At 63.5% G+C, this 17,648-nt stretch carries 10 protein-coding genes; 2 read left to right on the forward strand and 8 right to left on the reverse strand.

The genetic code is table 11. From position 1 onward, the window contains the following. Positions 1-21: 21 nt before the first annotated feature. Complete coding sequence (locus tag A6V37_RS17195) at positions 22-5,613, forward strand: ATP-binding sensor histidine kinase (protein ID WP_064286155.1); 5,592 nt, start codon at positions 22-24, stop codon at positions 5,611-5,613. Here the strand turns inward: A6V37_RS17195 and A6V37_RS17200 are convergent. The 8 genes from A6V37_RS17200 to A6V37_RS17235 all read right to left on the reverse strand — a co-directional run bounded on the left by A6V37_RS17200 (position 5,591) and on the right by A6V37_RS17235 (position 14,284). Continuing rightward, positions 5,591-7,012: a winged helix-turn-helix domain-containing protein gene (locus A6V37_RS17200; protein ID WP_082902823.1), complete on the reverse strand. Its 1,422-nt coding sequence runs from the start codon at positions 7,010-7,012 to the stop codon at positions 5,591-5,593. The genes A6V37_RS17195 and A6V37_RS17200 overlap by 23 nt on opposite strands. Positions 7,013-7,222: 210 nt before the next feature. Beyond that, on the reverse strand, positions 7,223-8,137 hold the full coding sequence (locus A6V37_RS17205; RefSeq protein WP_064270437.1) for a helix-turn-helix domain-containing protein: 915 nt from the start codon (positions 8,135-8,137) through the stop codon (positions 7,223-7,225). A gap of 254 nt (positions 8,138-8,391) precedes the next feature. Then, positions 8,392-9,516, reverse strand: a complete 1,125-nt coding sequence (locus A6V37_RS17210; protein WP_064270438.1) for an amidohydrolase family protein — start codon at positions 9,514-9,516, stop codon at positions 8,392-8,394. 29 nt (positions 9,517-9,545) lie between these two features. Continuing rightward, a complete protein-coding gene (locus tag A6V37_RS17215) occupies positions 9,546-11,222 on the reverse strand; it encodes a cation acetate symporter (protein WP_082902824.1) in 1,677 nt (558 codons plus the stop codon). Next, positions 11,219-11,584 carry a DUF485 domain-containing protein gene (locus tag A6V37_RS17220; RefSeq protein ID WP_423213157.1) on the reverse strand — a complete coding sequence of 122 codons (366 nt, stop codon included), beginning with the start codon at positions 11,582-11,584 and terminating at the stop codon, positions 11,219-11,221. Before A6V37_RS17220 ends, A6V37_RS17215 begins: the two co-directional genes overlap by 4 nt. A gap of 74 nt (positions 11,585-11,658) precedes the next feature. Further along, on the reverse strand, positions 11,659-12,894 hold the full coding sequence (locus tag A6V37_RS17225) for an FAD binding domain-containing protein (protein WP_064270440.1): 1,236 nt from the start codon (positions 12,892-12,894) through the stop codon (positions 11,659-11,661). A 2-nt stretch (positions 12,895-12,896) separates the two neighbouring features. Then, complete coding sequence (locus A6V37_RS17230) at positions 12,897-13,382, reverse strand: VOC family protein (RefSeq protein ID WP_064270441.1); 486 nt, start codon at positions 13,380-13,382, stop codon at positions 12,897-12,899. Between the two features lie 194 nt (positions 13,383-13,576). Beyond that, entirely contained in the window at positions 13,577-14,284 is a 708-nt protein-coding gene (locus A6V37_RS17235; protein ID WP_064270442.1) for a TetR/AcrR family transcriptional regulator, read from the reverse strand. Positions 14,285-14,610: 326 nt separating this feature from the next. Here A6V37_RS17235 and A6V37_RS17240 point away from each other — a divergent pair, with 326 nt between their 5' ends. Further along, on the forward strand, positions 14,611-17,616 hold the full coding sequence (locus A6V37_RS17240) for an ATP-binding protein (RefSeq protein WP_064270443.1): 3,006 nt from the start codon (positions 14,611-14,613) through the stop codon (positions 17,614-17,616). Positions 17,617-17,648 lie beyond the last annotated feature (32 nt).

Consider the following 17,648-nt stretch of genomic DNA (forward strand, 5'->3'; position numbering starts at 1 on the left):
TGGGCGGACGGGAGAAATGAAGTGAGCGGGGGGGCATTCATCGAGGGCGGTCAGGGCGTGTCGCCGGACCTTGGTGCAACGATGCACTTCGACCAGGCGTGGTTCGATCGGCTCTCGCTCGAAGCCCTGCTGGTTGATGGGAACATCGTGCGTTATCGCGCGAGATCGCAGGACACCACGCAGTCGTGGCTGATCGCGGTACCGACCGATCTGCCCTCGGAAGCGGTGTTGCGGCGCTTGCAGCAGGAATTCGCGCTGGCCGGCCGGCTCGATTCGAGCTGGGCCGTGCGGCCGCTGGCACTCGTGCGGCTATCGCGGGGCCCTGTGCTCGTGTACGAAGACAACGGCGGCACGTTGGTTCTGCCCCCCGCCGACGGGCGGATTGCGGTCAGCCGGCTGCTGCGCATCGCGGTCGGCGCCGCGCATGCGCTGCGTCGCGCGCTCGCGTGCGGCATTCTGCATCACGACCTCAAGCCGTCCAACCTGCTGGAAGGTCGCGACGGCACCATCCGCTTGCTGGGCTTTCGCGACGCCGTCAAAACTGCCGGCGATCCGCTCGCCGAAGCGCCGGATACCTTGTATGGGACGCTCGCCTATATGTCGCCGGAACAGGCGCGGCGAGCGGAAGGGCAGGCCGATGAACGAAGCGATCTTTATTCGCTCGGCGTGACGATCTATGAACTGCTCACCGGGCAATTGCCGTTCGAGGCGGCGGATCCGGTCGAGTGGGTGTATGCCCACGTGGCGCGTCAGCCCGCCGACCCGCGGCAACACCGTCAAACTGTCCCCGCTGTGCTGGGCTCGATCGTCCTCAAGCTGCTGGCCAAAAATCCCGCGGAGCGCTATCAAAGCGCCTCGAGTCTCGAAGCGGATCTACGCCGTTGTCTGGCGGGCTGGAACGAGATGCAGCATATCGTTCCCTTCGAGCCCGCCGCTGAGGACAATGTTAGAAACCTCGCCATCACGCATCGCCTGTTTGGCCGCACGCGTGAATACAACACGCTGCTCGAGGCATTCGAGCGCAATGCGCGGCAGGGCAAGGCGGAACTGATCTTCGTGTCCGGCTACTCGGGCGCGGGCAAATCGGAACTCGTGCGCAGCGTGCACCGCGCGACCGCGCAGACACCTGCGCTGTTCGCCTCGGGAAAGCTCGAACAGTACGGCCAGAACGCGCCGTACGCGCCGCTGATGCAGGCGATACGGTCGCTCTTCCAGCGCATTCTGGGGGAGATCGACAGTGAGCTGGACTGCTGGCGAGACGCACTGCGCGCAGCCGTCGGGCTGCAAGGCAAACTGCTCGTCAGCTATAGCCCCGAACTGGAACTGGTGCTCGGCGCGCAGCCGGACGTGCCGGACCTGCCGCCGGTGGAAGCGCAGCTGCGTTTTCAGGCGCTGCTCACGCGCCTCTTGTCCGTCTTCGCGAACGAGGCGCACCCGCTTATCCTTTTTTTCGACGACGTTCACTGGTTCGACGACGCCACGCTGAATTTCATCGCCAGTTTCCTGACGACGGTCGAAGACCGGCATGTGCTGCTGATCTGCGCGTATCGGGTCAACGAAGTCGACCGGTCGCCGAGGTTCAAGGCTTTCCTGAATGGCTTGCCAGGCTGCAATGGCACGACACGTATCTCCACGATCGAGGTGGAGCCGCTCGATGTCGCGAACGTCGCGGCCTTGCTGGCAGACGCGCTGCATTGCGGTTCCGCGCACGTGTATCCACTGGCCGCGGTCGTTCACGAGAAGACGGGCGGCAATCCTTTATTCGTCAAACAATTGCTGCTTGCGCTCGCCGACAACCGGTTGATCCGCTATGACGGTGTGACCGGCTGTTGGACATGGGATATCGATTCCATTAGCGAATACGAGTCGTCCGATAACGTCGTCGACCTGATGGTGGCGCGCCTGTCGAGACTGCCCGCGCAAGCGCTGGCCGTTCTCAAGCTGCTTGCGGCGATGGGCCGGCGGCTCAACAAGGCGACCCTGGCGCGGATCGATCCTGACGGCGGCGTGGACCTGGAGCGGCGTCTCCTTCCCGCGTTGGAGGCGGGGCTGATCGTCTCGGACCGCACGGGTTATGCCTTCGCGCACGACCGGGTTCAGGAGGCGGCGTATGCGCTGATCGCGCAGGAGGATCGAGGCTGCGGCCATGCCCGGATCGCGCGCATTCTGCTGGAAGACTTCGACGAACGCGATGCGCGAAAACCTGCATTCGACGTTGTTCACCATATTGAGCGCGCGCAGGCAGCGGGGACCTTGTGCGAACTGGGCGCGCACGAAACGGCTGCTTTCGCCCGAATCTGTCTGCAGGCGGCACGTCAAGCCAAAGAAGCGATTGCCATCCAGTCCGCGCTGAAGTACCTGGACGTCGGGCAGAAACTGCTCGACGCCAGTGGCGAAGACTATTCGCAATCGCTCGGTTACGAGATCGGCATTCTGCGGGTGCAATGCCACATTTGCGATGCGAACTTCGACGCCGCCGGCGACCAGATCGAGAAGCTGCTGAGCCAGAATCTGTCGATCATCGCGCGTGCCTCGGTGTACAAGCTGAAAGCCGACATGCAGCAGCATCTGTCGGACTACGAAGCGGCCGTCGACACGGTTCTCGAAGGCCTCAAACTGTTTGGCACCTGCCTGCCGCGCTATCCGGACGCAGCGGAGGTCGAGGCCGCTTACGGGCGGCTCAATGAATCGCTCGGCACGCGCACCATTGCCTCGCTCGCCGAATTGCCGCCTTTGAGCAATGCGGCGATCGAAGCGGAAATGAGTCTGCTGGCGAGTGTCTTCGCGCCCGCATCGTTCGTGAATGGGCGGCTTGGCTTCCTGCACCTGTGCCATATGGTGCAGCTCACCATCGACCACGGTATCACGGCAGCCTCGGCGCATTGCTTCGCGTGGTTCGGCGTGTACGTGGCGGAAACCTTCGGCCGGTATGCGGAAGGTTTCGAATTCTCCCGTCTGGCGCAAACCCTGGTTGCCGAGCGCGGCTATCATGCGATGGCCACGAGCACGCTGGTGGCGCTCGATCAGGTCGCTGTGTGGACCCAGCCGCTGTCATACGCGCTGGAATGCGCCCGCGCCGCCTTCGAGTCGGCTCGCCCGAGCGGCGACCTGACCATGAGCTGCTACGCGTGCAATCACATCGTGTCGGACCTGCTGATCCAGGGCGCGCCGCTGGAGCAGGTCGACAAGGAAATCGACCTGGGGTTGTCGTTCGCACGGCGTATGCGTTTCAAGGACGTCGAAGGCATTCTTGAACTGCAGAAGCGCTTCGTCCACAGTTTGACGGGCGGCCCCGGCTTGCCGGGTAACTTCGGCGTCGTTGTCGACGGCAGAATGACGTTCGACGCCGGCCTGCTCGATACCCAGATGACCACGCTGCGCTTCTGGATCTGGCTGCTGAAAGGCGTCTCCTGCTATTTGCATGGCGACTATGAGAACGCCCGGTATTGTCTGGACGAAGCCGGTGAGTTGAAGTGGTCGACACCGGCCCACATTCATCTGCTCGACTATCACTTCTACTCGGCGCTCAATCTCGCGAAGGTGCGCGGCAATGAACAGGATGCGTCCGCCACGGTCGCTCGAATCGAGCCGCATCTGGCGAAACTGCGCCATTGGGCGCAGCTCAATCCGGCCACGTTCACGGACAAGCTCCTGTTAGTCGAGGCCGAAGTGGAGCGGCTTAGCGGCTCGCCGCTCGCGGCGCTGTCGCTGTACGAGCGGGCCGCCGAGGCGGCGGCGCAGGACGGGTTCAATCACGGCAACGCGCTGGCTCACGAACTCGCGTCGGCATGTTCCGAGGCGAATGGCCTCTTCAGTGCGGCGCGCCATCACAGCCGTTGCGCGATCGAAGGCTACATGCGCTGGGGCGCGCAGGCCAAAGTCGCGCAGCTCGAACGTGGCCAGCGTTCTGCCCAGCCTTCGCTCGACCGGCTCGCGGCGTCGCGGCCTTCCGTTGAAATACCCGAGGCGCAGCAGCAGTTCGACCTCGTGTCCGTATTGAAGTCGTCGCAGGCGCTCTCCGAGGAGATCGTGCTCGACAAACTGATCCGCACGCTCGTGACGCTTGCCATCGTTCATGCCGGCGCGCAAAGCGGCATGCTGATCCTGTTGAAGGGCAATGTTCCCGTTGTTGAGGCGACCGGGCGCGACGGGCCGGGCGGCGTGCAGGTGAGTTTGGGGCAGGACCAGGCGGCGTGCGAGGGTGTGCCGGCTTCCGTGCTGTACACGGCATTGCGTACCCGCAAGCCGGTCGTGGTGGAAGACGCGCAATACGATCCGCAGTTCTCGTTCGATGCGTCCTTCACGAACCGTCTGGTTCGTTCGGTGTGCTGTTTACCGCTCGTCAAGCAGGGTAACGTGGTTGGCGTGCTTTATCTGGAGAACAATCTGACCGCGGGCGTGTTTACGGCAAGCCGCACGTCGGTGCTGGAAATGCTGGCTACGCAAGCCGCTATTTCGCTTGAAACTGCCCGCCTTTATGCGGAACTCGTGGAAGAGAACGCACGGCGCCAGGAAACGGAGGCGGCGCTGCGCATGAGCGAGGAGGCGCTCGCGCTGGGGCAACGGATCAGCCGCTCGGGAAGCTATATCTGGAACGCGCTGACAGGCGAGCGCTACTGGTCGAAAGAGCTTTACAACGTGTTCGGCCTGCCCATCGAAGCAGGGAGCCCGAGCACCCAGGCCGTGCTTGAACGGATTCATCCTGAAGACGTCGCTGCCTACCAGCAGGCGATCACGCGGGCCGCGCACGACCGCACGTCATTCCGGCAGAAGTACCGGATCGTGACACCGCAGGGCGTGATCAAATATCTCGAAGTGCTCGGCGAGCCTTCGGGCGTCAGCAATTTTGTCGGCGTCGTCACGGACGTCACGGACCGGCACACGACTGAACTGGCCTTGCAGAACGCCAAGATTGAACTGGCGAAAGCGTCGCGGGCTACCACGATGGGCGAGCTGGCAGCATCCATCGCGCACGAGATCAATCAGCCGTTGGCGTCGATCGTGTCGAATGCAAGCGCGGGACTGCGCTGGCTCGGCCGTCCTGCGCCGGACATTCCGGAAGCGCTGGCGGGCCTGCGCGATATCGTGAAAGATGGCAAACGGGCCGGCGACATCATCCGGGCGTTGCAGTCTCTGGCGAAGGAAGCGAAGCCGAGTCTCGTGCCCACCCTCGTCGACGGTGTCATTCGTGAAGTGTTCGACCTCGCGGCCGCCGAAGTCGAGCAGCGGGGTTTGGCCGTGCGGCTGGATCTGGCAGCCGGGCGTACTGTAATGGCCGACCGGGTGCAATTGCAGCAGGTTCTGTTCAACCTCATCATGAACGCCGCTGATGCAATGAGTCATCTCGACGCGCGGCAGCGCTTGCTGAGCGTCACGTCTCGCGTCGACGAGCGGGGATCGGTGGTGGTGTCCGTGCGGGACAGCGGCAGCGGGATCAGTCAGGAGATCGGGGCCCGCATTTTCGACGCATTCTTTACGACGAAAAAAACCGGCATGGGTATGGGACTCGCTATTTGCAAATCCATCATTCAGGCGCACGGCGGGACGTTGACCGTCACTGCCGCTCACCCGCGCGGGACGGTGTTCGTTTTCAGCTTGCCAATTGCAGCATAACGGGAACGTGGCGCGCGTGCCGCGCGGTGATGTGCTGCTGCTCGCCTTCTGCCTGGAGCTTGGCCAGCGCGTACGCACGGGCCGACTCGGACAGGCGGTATTTCGCCACCGGACCCTCGAACTCGACGTTGACCAGCGATTTCGCCGCCAGCTCGCCAATGCTGCCGATCGCGTGCGCCACGGTGTACTCGTCGTCGCACACGACCGCACACATCGCCTCGAACGTAAAGGCGTCGGCGAATACCGCAAGACGCCGGAACAGCGACTTGGCGCTCTGATTGAGCAGCGCGAAGCTCCAGTCGAACGTCGCGCGCAAGGTTTGATGGCGCGGCAGCGCAGTCCGGTAACCGCCTGCCAGAATCGCCATGCGATCGTCCAGCCGGCGATACACGCCTTCCAGGCCGAGCGCGGCGACCCGCGCCGCCGCGAGCTCGATCGCGAGCGGAATGCCGTCGAGGCGGCGGCATATCTGGCCGGCGAGCTGGATTTCCGCGCTGTCGCCGCCCACCTTGACCTGCAATGAGTTGGCAAGCTGCAGAAACAGCTTCACCGCCGAACACCGCAGGACGTCCGCATCGGTGGAACAGGGTGGCGGCACGTCCAGCGGTTCAACCCGGAACACCGTTTCGGGCATGATGCGCAGCGGTTCTCTGCTGGTGACGAGCACCCGGAGCGCATCGTTGCCGGCGATCAGTACCTCGACGATGTGCGCTACCGCGCCGATCACATGCTCCGCGTTATCGAGCAGAAGCAGCCTGTGCTGCCGGGCCAGCGCCGCCGCCACCTGATCGGCGCTGACTTGCGGGCCGTGCAAAGGCAGCTCGCAACTCTCGACGATGGCGCGAAGCACGGCCTCCTCGGTCGTCACCACGGCCAGGTCGACAAAGCAGACGGGCTCCGCGAAGTCCGCCGAGCTATGGTGTGCCGCCTCGATGGCGACACTTGTTTTGCCGATGCCGCCCGCGCCGACCAGCGTCAGCACGTGCGTGTGTTCAAGCATCGCGCGGATTTTCTTCACTGCTTCGCTGCGCCCCAGCAGTCCGGATTTGGGCGGCGGGAGGCGGCGACAGGCGGCCGCCCGCGAGCCGGCTTCGCAGGACGAGGTGTTTTTCTGGCGCTGACGCAATTGATACCCGCGTCCAGGCACAGTGAGAATCAGATCCCGGTCCTGACCGAGTACCTTGCGCAGTGCCGACAGATGAACCTGAATGTTGTTTTCTTCGACGATCGTGTCCGGCCAGACGGTATTCATCAGCTCGTCTTTCGTGACAAGGCGGCCATTGGCGGACGCCACGGCGGCGAGGATGTCGAAGGCGCGCGACCCGAGTGGAAGGGTTTCGCCATTCTGCTGCAGTGTGCGCATCTCCAGATCAATCTGAAAGCGGCCTAGTTCGATCATGATTTCTTCACGTTCAGAAACAGTGAGCGAGTCACGGTAGGGATGTCGCGTGCCGACATGAGAGAGGGCAGCCACAGATACCGGAGCCTGATGGGGTGAAAGTACCGCGACTCGCTTTATGCGTCTTGCACGTTAGTGCGATGCTTTGTAGGAAAGTCCATGAGCGTGGCCGGGCGGCCGTCTGTCGAGCCGCGAAGGGGAGGGGCCCGTTCAGGCGCGGGTCTGGCGGCGCCAGGTGCCAGGCGGCGTGCCGACCAGTTGCGAGAAGGTTCGTGTGAAGTGGCTTTGATCGGAGAAACCGCAGGCGATGGCGATATCCGACAGGGAGGAGTCCGAATGTGCCAGCAACTCGCGCGCGCGCTCGACGCGCTGTTCCAGCAGCCATTGATGCGGCGTGCGACGCGTGGTTTCACGAAACGCGCGGATGAAGTAGCTGCGCGACAGGTTGCAGGCGTCCGCGATCTCGCCTAGCGAAACGTTGCCCTCGGCTTTCGCGAGCAGCATGTCTTTGGCGCGCGTTTCATGCAGCGTCGAAAGCCGCGGATTTTTCTTGTCCGAGCGGGCCGGCGCAGTACCGTACTTGTCGATCAGATGCGTGCTGATCGTCACGCCGAGTTGCTCGACAAAGAGCGGGCTCGCTTCGTTCTGGCTATCCAGTGTCAGCGCCAATACCTGAGCGAGGTGGCCGAAAATCGGGTCTTTGCGGCCGAGCGGCGACGCGAAGCCATCGATGACCGTGCCGTTGCGCTCGTAGCAGGTGTTGGTGATAAATGCGCGCGACAACTCCACCAGCACGAAGTCGAACGCGCCGTGCAAGTCGGCCCGGTAGTCGTCGGTGAAATTGCGGATGTAGACCGAGTCTTTTTCGAAGTCGTGCGACGCAGAGCGGTTGCCCGAAAAAATCTGCCGGCGGTGGCCGGCTGTCAGCGAAACGCCGATCAGGAAGCCGCGATCCGAAGCGGGCGTGACAACTTCACTGGTCTTGTCGTGGCGCCGGCATTTGCGATAAAACGCAAATTCGCCGGTGTGGAGTTCAAGGTCTTTGTGTAATTGATTCGAAAGACATCCGAGCGAATCTTTCTGCCGCGCTGCCATCGCGATGGACGTTTCCGTACCGTTCAACATGATCCGTCACCTCCGTTGTCGCGCCACAGCCGCATGCCCGTTCGCTTTGCCACAAGCGGGAGAGAGAGATAATCAGGCTTGCTGCGCGATTATCTCGAAAATGCCGGCGTTGATTATTAATTTTCGTTAAGGTTCGGTGAGCAGGCGAGATAACGCCTTCAACTTGCTTTCAAAGGGCGGCATCGTTCGGAAGGATTTCTACGGAGGCGACGGATTGGGCGGCGACCCTCCACGGCGGTGGAGGGCGAGTCCCGTCAGATCTTCAGCAGTTGTGCCGCATTGCCGCCGAGAATCTGATTCTTTTGTTCCGGCGGCAACGCCAGCCGGTCCAGGAATCTGACCGGCTGCTCGTAGCCCATATCGAAGCAATAGTCGCTGCCCAGCACCAGCCTGTCGATGCCGATGTTCTGAATCAGAAAGTCCAGCACGGGTCCGGAATGCGAGACCGTGTCGTAGTTGAAGCGGCGCAGATAGCTGCTCGGCTTTTGCGCCAGCCGCCGCGTTTCCGGGCGCACTGTCCAGCCCGCGTCGATACGGCCCATCAGGATGGGCAGCGCCCCGCCGGCATGCGGCAGCGTAATACGCAAGCGCGGGTGGCGGTCCATCACACCGCCGAGTATCAGATGAGAACCGGCGATGGCGGTGTCGAACGGATTGCCCAGCAGGTTGCTCAGATAGAAGTCGCCGAGCCGCGAGCCGCCGACGGTCTGCTGCGGATGCAGGAACACCGGCAGATCCAGTTGTTCGATGCGTGCGAAGACCGGCTCGAACAAGGGGTCGTCAAGATCGCGGTTGTTGATGTTGGTCCCCATGTAGACACCGCGGACGCCGGGCAACTCCGCGGCGCGTTCGAGCTCGTCAAGCGCGTCGTGCGGGTTGAGCATGGGGAGTGTCGCCAGCACCACGAAGCGGGTCGGGTGCTGCAAGTGGACGCCGGATGCAGCCGTGTTCCACGTTGCCGCCATCTTCGCATTGAAGGCCCGGTCGGCCCAGTAGGCCATCGGCACGCTCAAGGAAATGGCCTGCACGTCGACGCCGGACGCGTCCATGTCGGCGAGCCGCTCGTCGACATGGATGAATTTGAGCGGCAACGGTCCCAGGCCGCCGGCCGGCGTCTGAAAGCTGAAGCTCGTGGCGTCGCGCGTGAATTTCCCGCCGAATTTCTGGCCTTCGCCGCCCACCAGGTCGCAGTAGCTTTCCGGGTAGTAGTGAGCGTGAATGTCGATCGACTTGACCGCGCTCACTGCACCCGCGGTGTTGGCGGCGGCCCCGGTGGTCGCGGCTGAGGCCGGCCGCCCCGAAGCGAGCCCGCCGGCAAGTGCGGCCATCGTGCCGAGCAGCTTTCGGCGTTTCGGCGAAATACAACAAAAACAATCCATGAATCGGTCTCCTGGGTCTGCTGTTAGCGTTATCCGTGCTTCACCATGCCGAGCTCGCAATCGACGAGCTGGTTGCCGTACAGCGCGCGTTCACGCGCGGCGCGTGGCGAGTTGTCGGTGATCGAGAAAAAGAACACGCCGGCGAAGGCAACGATCATTGAAAAGAGAGCGGGGTATTCGTAGGGATAGATCGCGTGCGGGTGTCCCAGCACCTGTACCCAGACAGTCGGGCTGAGGATCGTCAAGGTCACCGCTGTGATCAGCCCGAGCGAGCCGCCGAGCACCGCGCCCCGCGTGGTCATGCCGCGCCAGTAGATCGAAAGAAGCAGAACGGGAAAGTTCGAGCTGGCCGCGATCGAGAAAGTCAGGCTGACGATGAACGCGATGTTCTGCTTCTCGAAGGCGATGCCCAGCAGAATGGCGAGCACGCCCAGCACCAGCGTGGTGATGCGCGACACTTGCAGTTCTTCGCGGTCCCCGGCCGCGCCGCGGCGAATGACGTTCGCGTACAGATCGTGCGAAACCGCCGACGATCCGGCGAGCGTCAGACCCGCGACGACCGCGAGAATCGTCGAGAAGGCGACCGCACAGATGAAGCCGAGAAACACGTTGCCGCCCACCGCGTGCGCCAGATGAATCGCCACCATGTTGACGCCGCCGATCACCGCGCCGGAGGCCGTGTGATATTGCGGATCGGTCGCCACTAGCGCAATCGTGCCGAAGCCGATGATGATGATCAGCGCGTAGCCGATGCCCACAATGCCCGTCGCGTAAAGAATGCTTTTTCTCGCGGCTTTCGCGTCGCCCACCGTGAAAAAGCGCATCAGGATGTGCGGCAAGCCGGCCGTGCCGAAGATCAACGCCAACCCTAGCGAGACGGCGGAAACCGGATCCGAGACGAGGCCGCCGGGTCGCATGATCGCGGCATGCTTCGGATGAGCCAGGATCGCCTGCGAGAACAGGGCATTCAGACTGAAGCCGAAGTGGCTCAGCACCATCAGCGCCATGAAGGCGGCGCCCGCCAGCAGCAGTGCGGCCTTGATGATCTGGATCCACGTGGTGGCGAGCATGCCGCCGAAAAACACATACACCACCATCAATACGCCGACGATCACCACCGCGACCGTATAGTTGAAGCCGAACAGCAATTCGACCAGCTTGCCGGCGCCGACCATCTGCGAGACGAGATAGAGCAGCACGATGACAATCGAGCTCGAGGCGGCGAAGGCGCGAATTGGCCGCTGTTGCAGCCGATAAGACACCACGTCGGCGAGCGTATAGCGCCCGAGATTGCGCAGCGGCTCGGCAATCAGGAACAGAATGACCGGCCAGCTGGCGAGAAAGCCGATTGAATAGATCAGGCCGTCATAGCCGCTCGTGAACACCAGCGCGGAGATGCCGAGCAGCGAAGCGGCGGACATATAGTCGCCAGCAATTGCCCAGCCATTCTGGAAGGCTGTGATCTTGCCGCCGGCCGCGTAGTGGTCGGACACGCTGTTGTTCTTTTTTGCCGCCCAGCGGGTGATGAACAGCGTGGAGGCGACGAACAGCAGGAACATGCCGATCGCGATGGGATTGTGCGATCGCGCCGGCGCCGCGGTTTCCGCGGCAGCAGCGGGCAGGGCGGCGAGGGCGCCGAAGATGCCGGGGATGCCGATAAGCGGTGCGATCGAAAGCAGCCGATACCGAAGAGGATGCCGTTTCATTGCCGTACTCCTTGCCGGATTTCACTCACGGCGCGGTCCTGAGTGGTGTTGGCTCGCGCGACATACACAGCGACCAGCACGAAGGTAAAGATGAACATGCCGAAGCCGGCCGGAATACCCCACGTCGCCGGCTGGCCTTCGACGATCGGCCGGCCGAGCAGTGCCGGGGCGAAGGCCAGCGTGAGAATGAAGGCAAAGTACACAGCCAGCATCAGGGCGGTTAGCATCCACGAGAATGTGCGCCGTGCTCGCACATGTGCCTGAAAGCGCGGATCGTCGAGCAGCGGATGGGATGGGGGCGGCGGCGGGTCGCTCGCGACGTGCTGCGCGCTCATCGAATAGGTTGGGGCGCCAGGTTCCACTTTGTCTCCTTTCGAAACGGATTCTTGTCGATGCCGCGACGGTTGAACGAACCAATCGCAGGCCTAACTAATGTTTAAAAAGCGGATGAAAAACGTGCAGGCACGGCGGTCTCGCGCATCACCGCGTCCGGTGTGCGATAGCGCTCGGCCATTTCCCGATCGACCTCGTTCTTCAATTGCGCCTGCATGTAAGCGCCAAGATGGCGCGCGTGCTCGACGATTGCGGTGCCGACTTGCGTGCGCACGCGGCTGTATTCCGCGAGCGCGTCCTGAATGCCGGTATGGCTGTTCAACGCGCCGACGAGCGCCATGGCATCGCTTGCCGCCTTGGTGACGCCCATGCCGCAATGCGGCCGCGCGACGAACGCCGCGTCGCCCAGCAAGGCAACCCGGCCGAACGCCATCTGCGGCACTTCGAGATCGAAGATGGGCTGGAAGAGTGGCTGCGTCGACTGGGTCACCACTTCGGCAAATTGCGGGGCCAGCAGCGTGTGCGCCGCGTTTTCCATGTCGGCGAGCACCTCGTCGCGAATCAGCGTGGGGGGAATGCCGCCCACCCAGCGTTTGCCGGATGCGTCGGTCAACAGGTTCGGCAACTGGATATCTTCGCTCGTCGCGCGATACCAGACGAAGTTGTAGCGGCGTTCGCCCGTTTTCGTGCTGTTGTTCTGGCCGGCAACCGGATAGCCGAGAATCTGTTCGTGCGGCGGCAGGCAGAAGGCGAACTTGTCGAACAGCGCCTCGCGCGTGGCGCGTGACAGCGACGTTTCGTCGACGAGGCCGCGCCATGCGACATAACCCGCGTATTGAAGCTTCACGTCAGGCAGGAACTGCTCGCGAATCGCCGACTTGAAACCGTCCGCCGCAATCACAAGGTCGGCGTGCAATACCGTGCCGTCACTGAGCGTCACGCTGGCCTGATCGGGGCCGTCCTGTACGGATGCGACCGTGCCGCCGGAATGGTAGTGGACAGCGGGCAGGGCGGCGCGCAACACGTGATACATCTTTCCCCACGCCGTCAGGGTTTGCGGCATTTCGCGCTCGGACAACACCGCGCCGTTCTGCGCGAATGTCACGCGCGACTGCACTTTGACGCCGATCGAGTCGTCGATCGACACCCCGGCGGCGGTCATTGCCTCGAACAGTTCGGGATGCGTAACGATGCCGGCGCCACGGCCGGCCAGTTCTTCGGGAACGCGCTCGAATATGTCGACGTGCCAGCCGTTGCGGACCAGCAGATTGGCGGCAAACAGGCCGCCCAGCGAGCCGCCGACAATGATCGCCTTTGAACGTGAGGAAGGATTGGCCATGATTACGCTCCTGCGTTGATGGATGCCCGATCAATGGCCGGATGGGTTTCGGCCAGACCGTTGAGTTCTTCTGCGGGGAAATTCAGTTCGATGGTCACGCCGGATGGATCCTCCAGGAACACCTGATGCAGGCCGAGGCTCGGCACCGTGCGATCGCGCCAGGCCACGCCTTCTGCCTGCAGCGTTTTCCACATGGCTTCGACACCGGTCGCGAGAAACGCAATGTGATCGACCGTGCCGGTTCCGGTGGCGGGCAGCGCCTTGTCGCCGAGATAGGCGGTGAGACCGGCGGGATTGCCCGGATCGACGCCGATGATGTGGACGGTGCCGAAGTCGGCTTCGTCATCACCCTTGTAAAGCCACGCGCCGGGAAAATCGAAGGGCGGGCGGTAGCCGCGCTTGAACCCGAGAATCCGCTCGTAGAAGCGGCAGGATTTCTCGAGATCCATGGTGCGGATCGAGTAGTGGGCAAGCTTTGAGACGGGCATGAATAACTCCTGCTACGTTATTTATCGATCGATTAGTGATCGTTAGATAAATAGTAGGTGAATTCCTGAGCAGGAGAAAGCGGCGTAGCGGCGGTGTTTACCCTGGAAAACGGCTTGGAAAACGCAAAGGAGGTTTGCGCAATGAGCAACGAGGGGGCGATGAAACGAGTGGCCGGCGAGGGTGCCGGCCGGCGTCAGGCTTTGGTTTTGGCGGGGGCTTTCGAGGCGTGCTTGAGCGCTTCAGGCACGCCGTTGAGGAAGGCGTCGACCTGGCGCGCAATGTGGTCTTCCACGTTGTCGCTGACCGGCAGACCGTAGATCCACTTGCGCACGCCAAGATAGAAGATGCTGGCGTGCAGGCTCCAGATCAGCTCCAGGTCGATATCGCGCTGCTTGCTGCTGGACGATGCCGGCAGGTTGTAGGCCGAGCGGATTTCCGCCATGACGGGCAGGAACACGCGTTCTCGCAGCCTCGACAGATATTTGGAGTTGATGCCTTCGCGCGTCAGTCCGGCGAAGATGAAAATCCGGATCCATTCGCGGCGCAGGATCGCAGCGGCGTACGCCGAGTAGAACCTGACCATGCGTTCCTGGATCGGCACCGAGCGGTCCTTGATCAGACACTCCCAGCTCGTGTCCCATTGATAGACCTCTTCGTACACGCGGTCGATCAAGGCCTCCTTGCTCGGAAAATAGCGGTACAGCAGCGGCTGCGTCACGCCGAGTTGACGTGCGAGCTCGCGGGTGCTGCCGGAGAAGCCGTGCGTGGCGAAATGGTCGACGGCCTTCAGCACGATCTGACGCTCCCGCACCTCGGGGGCGAGGCGGCGCGTGACGCCCTTCTCGATGTCCTGCCCCTCGCTGGTCGACGCCGCCTCGGGCGGCTGTGCTTTTCTCGGCATGGTGTATCCGGTACCCGGGATGTTCGCACGCATCATACAAAGATTACCCCTGTCTGGCTAGGCGAAGGCGCCCGCGAGGCCACGCGCGCCGGGCGTGTGCCACGCATGTTGGGAGCGCACACCACGTCCGCTTGCGAGGCGCGGCGCAATCGGGCCGGAGGCGCTTGGTACAAATTTTTTGAACGATACGTTCAGTTTTTTCCGAGCATGCCAAAGCGTCGCTGCTCTAGACTCCGGGGAGCCGACGCTGAGTGTTCTTTCCTCAGTTCTCCCCGCCGTCTTCCCCCGGCTGTTCTTTTATCCGCTGTGTTTGGGATGTTCAGGTAATGATCCGTATTGGCCCGCTTGAGGTAGACGTTGAGCGTCGGGAACTGTCTCTCGACGGGCAACCCGTGCGCCTCGGCAGCCGTGCGTTCGACATGCTGACCGTGCTGATCGCAGCGAACGGCGGGCTCGTGTCGAAGGACGAGTTGCTCAAGCAGGTCTGGCCGAACGCGGTTGTCGAAGAGAACAACCTTCAGGTCCACATGTCCGCGCTCCGCAAGATGCTGGGCGAAAGCCGCGGGCTGATACAGACCGTGTCCGGACGAGGCTACCGGCTGGTTCCGAGAGTGTCGTCGGCGGCTGCCTCCGGCAACGCTGACGATGACGACAGGCTCGAACGCGTCGACCAGGACGAGAGCGTCCCCCACAACCTGCCGGTCAATCTGTCTGCGCTGATCGGCCGGGACCTGGCGTTGCAGGACGTTTCGCTGGCGCTCGCGTCGGCCCGCCACGTGACGCTGCTCGGCTCCGGCGGCATCGGCAAGACCCGGCTGGCCGTCGAAGTCGCGCGCGATTCGCTGGCGCGCTTCCCGGACGGCGTCTATCTGGTCGCGCTCGCCTCGGCCTCCGATGCGAGCAGCGTGCTCGCGGCGTTCGCAGCCAGCATCGGTGTGAATCCGGCGAGCGGACCGCTCACGCTCGCGCGCTTCTGCAAGGAGTTCCGCGAACGTCGCGTGCTGTTCGTGCTCGACAACTGCGAGCACGTACTCGGCCACGCCGCCGAGCTGGCCGAGACGCTGCTGAACGTCGGGCCGGCCGTGCATGTGCTCGCCACCAGCCGGGAGCCGCTACGCATCCAGAACGAACACCTGTATTGGGTCGCCGCGCTGCAGGTGCCCGCTCAGGACGAGGACAGCGAGAATGTCCCGCAATACAGCGCGGTCGAGTTATTCCTGTCGCGCGCCCGCGCGATCGACGCGCGATTCTCATCCGATGAGAAAAGCATGCAGCTGACCGGCATGGTGTGCCGCCGGCTCGACGGCATACCGTTGGCCATCGAACTGGCGGCGGCGCGCGCGGCGATACTCGGCATCGCGACACTGGCAAGCCATCTGGACGACCGTTTCAACATGCTGACCGGCGGCAACCGCACCGCGTTGCCGCGCCACCAGACCTTGAAGGCGACCCTCGACTGGAGCCACGCGATGCTCGACGAGGCCGAGCGCGCGACGCTGCGCCGGCTGGGCATTTTCGTCAGCAGTTTTACGATGGACGCGGCGATCGCCGTGGTGAACGACGGCGCGTTGCGCGAAGCGGAAGTGATCGAGGCGATGTCGGGGCTGGTCGAAAAATCGTTGATGGTGAGGTGCGTGAAGTGCGGTGAGGAGCGCTATCGCCTGCTGGAAACCACGCGCGCCTACGCGATGCAGAAGCTCGAGGATAACGGCGAGCAGCGCCTGGCCGCGTTCAATCACGCGCGCTACTTCGCGGGCCTGCTGGAACGCGAAGCGCTGAGCCGCGCGGATCCCGCGAGCGCCTTCGCCGATGGCTGGCTTCATCAGATGCACGCGCTGCTCGACGACTTGCGCATGGCGCTCGGCTGGGCCCTGTCGCCGAAGGGCGACGAAGCGCTGGGCGAAACGCTGGCCGTCAAGGTCGTGTTCCTTCTCTATGAACTGTCGCTGGTCGACGAGTGCTGCGCATGGGCGCGTCGCGCCCTCGATAGCGTGGCCGCGACGCACCATGGCTCGCGCTCGACCCGGCACCTGCGCGTGCGTATGCAACTGAAGGCGGCGCTTGGGGCGTCCCTTGTCTACGTCAACGGCCCGAACCAGGAAACCTTCGGCATCTGGTCCGAGACGCTCGCCTCGGCGATTGCGCTAGGGGACCACGCGTTCGAGGCTCGCGCGTTATGGGGCATGTGGAACGCGAGTCAATCGTCCGGTGCGGCACGCAATGCGCTGGCGTTCGCCGGGCGCTTCGCGTTGCTCGCCTCCGAGGTGGGCGACGCGGCGAGCGCGGTGCTGGCCTACCGGCTGCTCGGCATCGCCTCGCATTATGCGGGCGATCAACGGCAAGCCCGCGCGTCGCTTGAACAGTTCCTGCAGCACAGCGACGGGTTGCATCAGCGCCTGCCGCTCGGCCAGTCCGTCGATCATCGGATCGCCGTTTGTGCGACGCTCGCGCGCGTGCTGTGGCTGCAGGGTTTCCGCGATCAGGCGCTGCGGCTCGCGCAGGATAGCGTGGTTGCCGCGTGCGACCAGCAACAGGCGATCGTGACGACTTATGTGCTGGTCGAGGCGCTCGTTCCGCTCGCGCTGTTGTCGGACAAACGGGATCGCGCGGCTCATGCCATCGCGTTGCTCAAGGATGTGTCGACGCGCGCCGGGTTGAGCGTCGCGCAGGCGTGCTGCCGCTGTTTCGATGAATACCTGCACTCGATGGACGACGTGTCGTGCGAGCGTTTGCAAGCCTTCCGCAGCGCGCTGGACGATCTGGAGTCGGTCGAGTTCGGTGCGCCGCGCGCCATGCTCGCCGGACAATACAGCCTGGCGCTCGGCCGCGCCGGCCGGCGGGAAGAAGGGATTGCCACGGTCGTGCGCGAGCTGGAGCACTGCGACGAAACCGGCGACCATTGGTACGTCAGCGAACTCAGGCGCATTCATGGCGAACTGCTGCTGATGGAGCCGGCAGGCGCGTCCTTAGCCGTTTCCGTTGCCATTTCTCATGAGGCGCAGAGGGATGCGGAGGTGTGTCTGGTCGCGGCTCTGGATGAGTCGCTGATGCAAGGCTGCCGCTCGCTGCAATTGCGGGCCGCGACCAGCCTTGGGCGACTCTGGCACGCGCAGGGTCGAAGCCGGGACGCAGCGCAACTTCTGACGTCGGTCTGTTCGAGCTTGACCGAGGGCCTCGACTGGCAGGATTTCGAAGCTGCTGGGGATTTGCTGCGGATGACGGCCGCGGCCGGTGACCGGACCGCTGCGCGCGGCGGCAAGCGTGCCGGCAAGCCTCCGGTGGCCAGTTCATCCGACGCGCCGCCGAATGCGGAAGTACCCGAGCGCGGTTAGGCAGCGGTTATCAAATCAGTCGTAGAATTGGA

It is taken from the genome of Paraburkholderia ginsengiterrae, from assembly GCF_001645125.1.
Classification (GTDB): domain Bacteria; phylum Pseudomonadota; class Gammaproteobacteria; order Burkholderiales; family Burkholderiaceae; genus Paraburkholderia; species Paraburkholderia ginsengiterrae.

Excerpts from the sequence above, each read along its gene's own strand:
- A6V37_RS17240 (WP_064270443.1), top strand. The coding sequence starts at position 14,611 with ATGATCCGTATTGGCCCGCTTGAGGTAGACGTTGAGCGTCGGGAACTG.
- A6V37_RS17200 (WP_082902823.1), bottom strand. The coding sequence starts at position 7,012 with ATGATCGAACTAGGCCGCTTTCAGATTGATCTGGAGATGCGCACACTG.
- A6V37_RS17205 (WP_064270437.1), bottom strand. The coding sequence starts at position 8,137 with ATGTTGAACGGTACGGAAACGTCCATCGCGATGGCAGCGCGGCAGAAA.
- A6V37_RS17230 (WP_064270441.1), bottom strand. The coding sequence starts at position 13,382 with ATGCCCGTCTCAAAGCTTGCCCACTACTCGATCCGCACCATGGATCTC.
- A6V37_RS17225 (WP_064270440.1), bottom strand. The coding sequence starts at position 12,894 with ATGGCCAATCCTTCCTCACGTTCAAAGGCGATCATTGTCGGCGGCTCG.
- A6V37_RS17215 (WP_082902824.1), bottom strand. The coding sequence starts at position 11,222 with ATGAAACGGCATCCTCTTCGGTATCGGCTGCTTTCGATCGCACCGCTT.
- A6V37_RS17235 (WP_064270442.1), bottom strand. The coding sequence starts at position 14,284 with ATGCCGAGAAAAGCACAGCCGCCCGAGGCGGCGTCGACCAGCGAGGGG.
- A6V37_RS17210 (WP_064270438.1), bottom strand. The coding sequence starts at position 9,516 with ATGGATTGTTTTTGTTGTATTTCGCCGAAACGCCGAAAGCTGCTCGGC.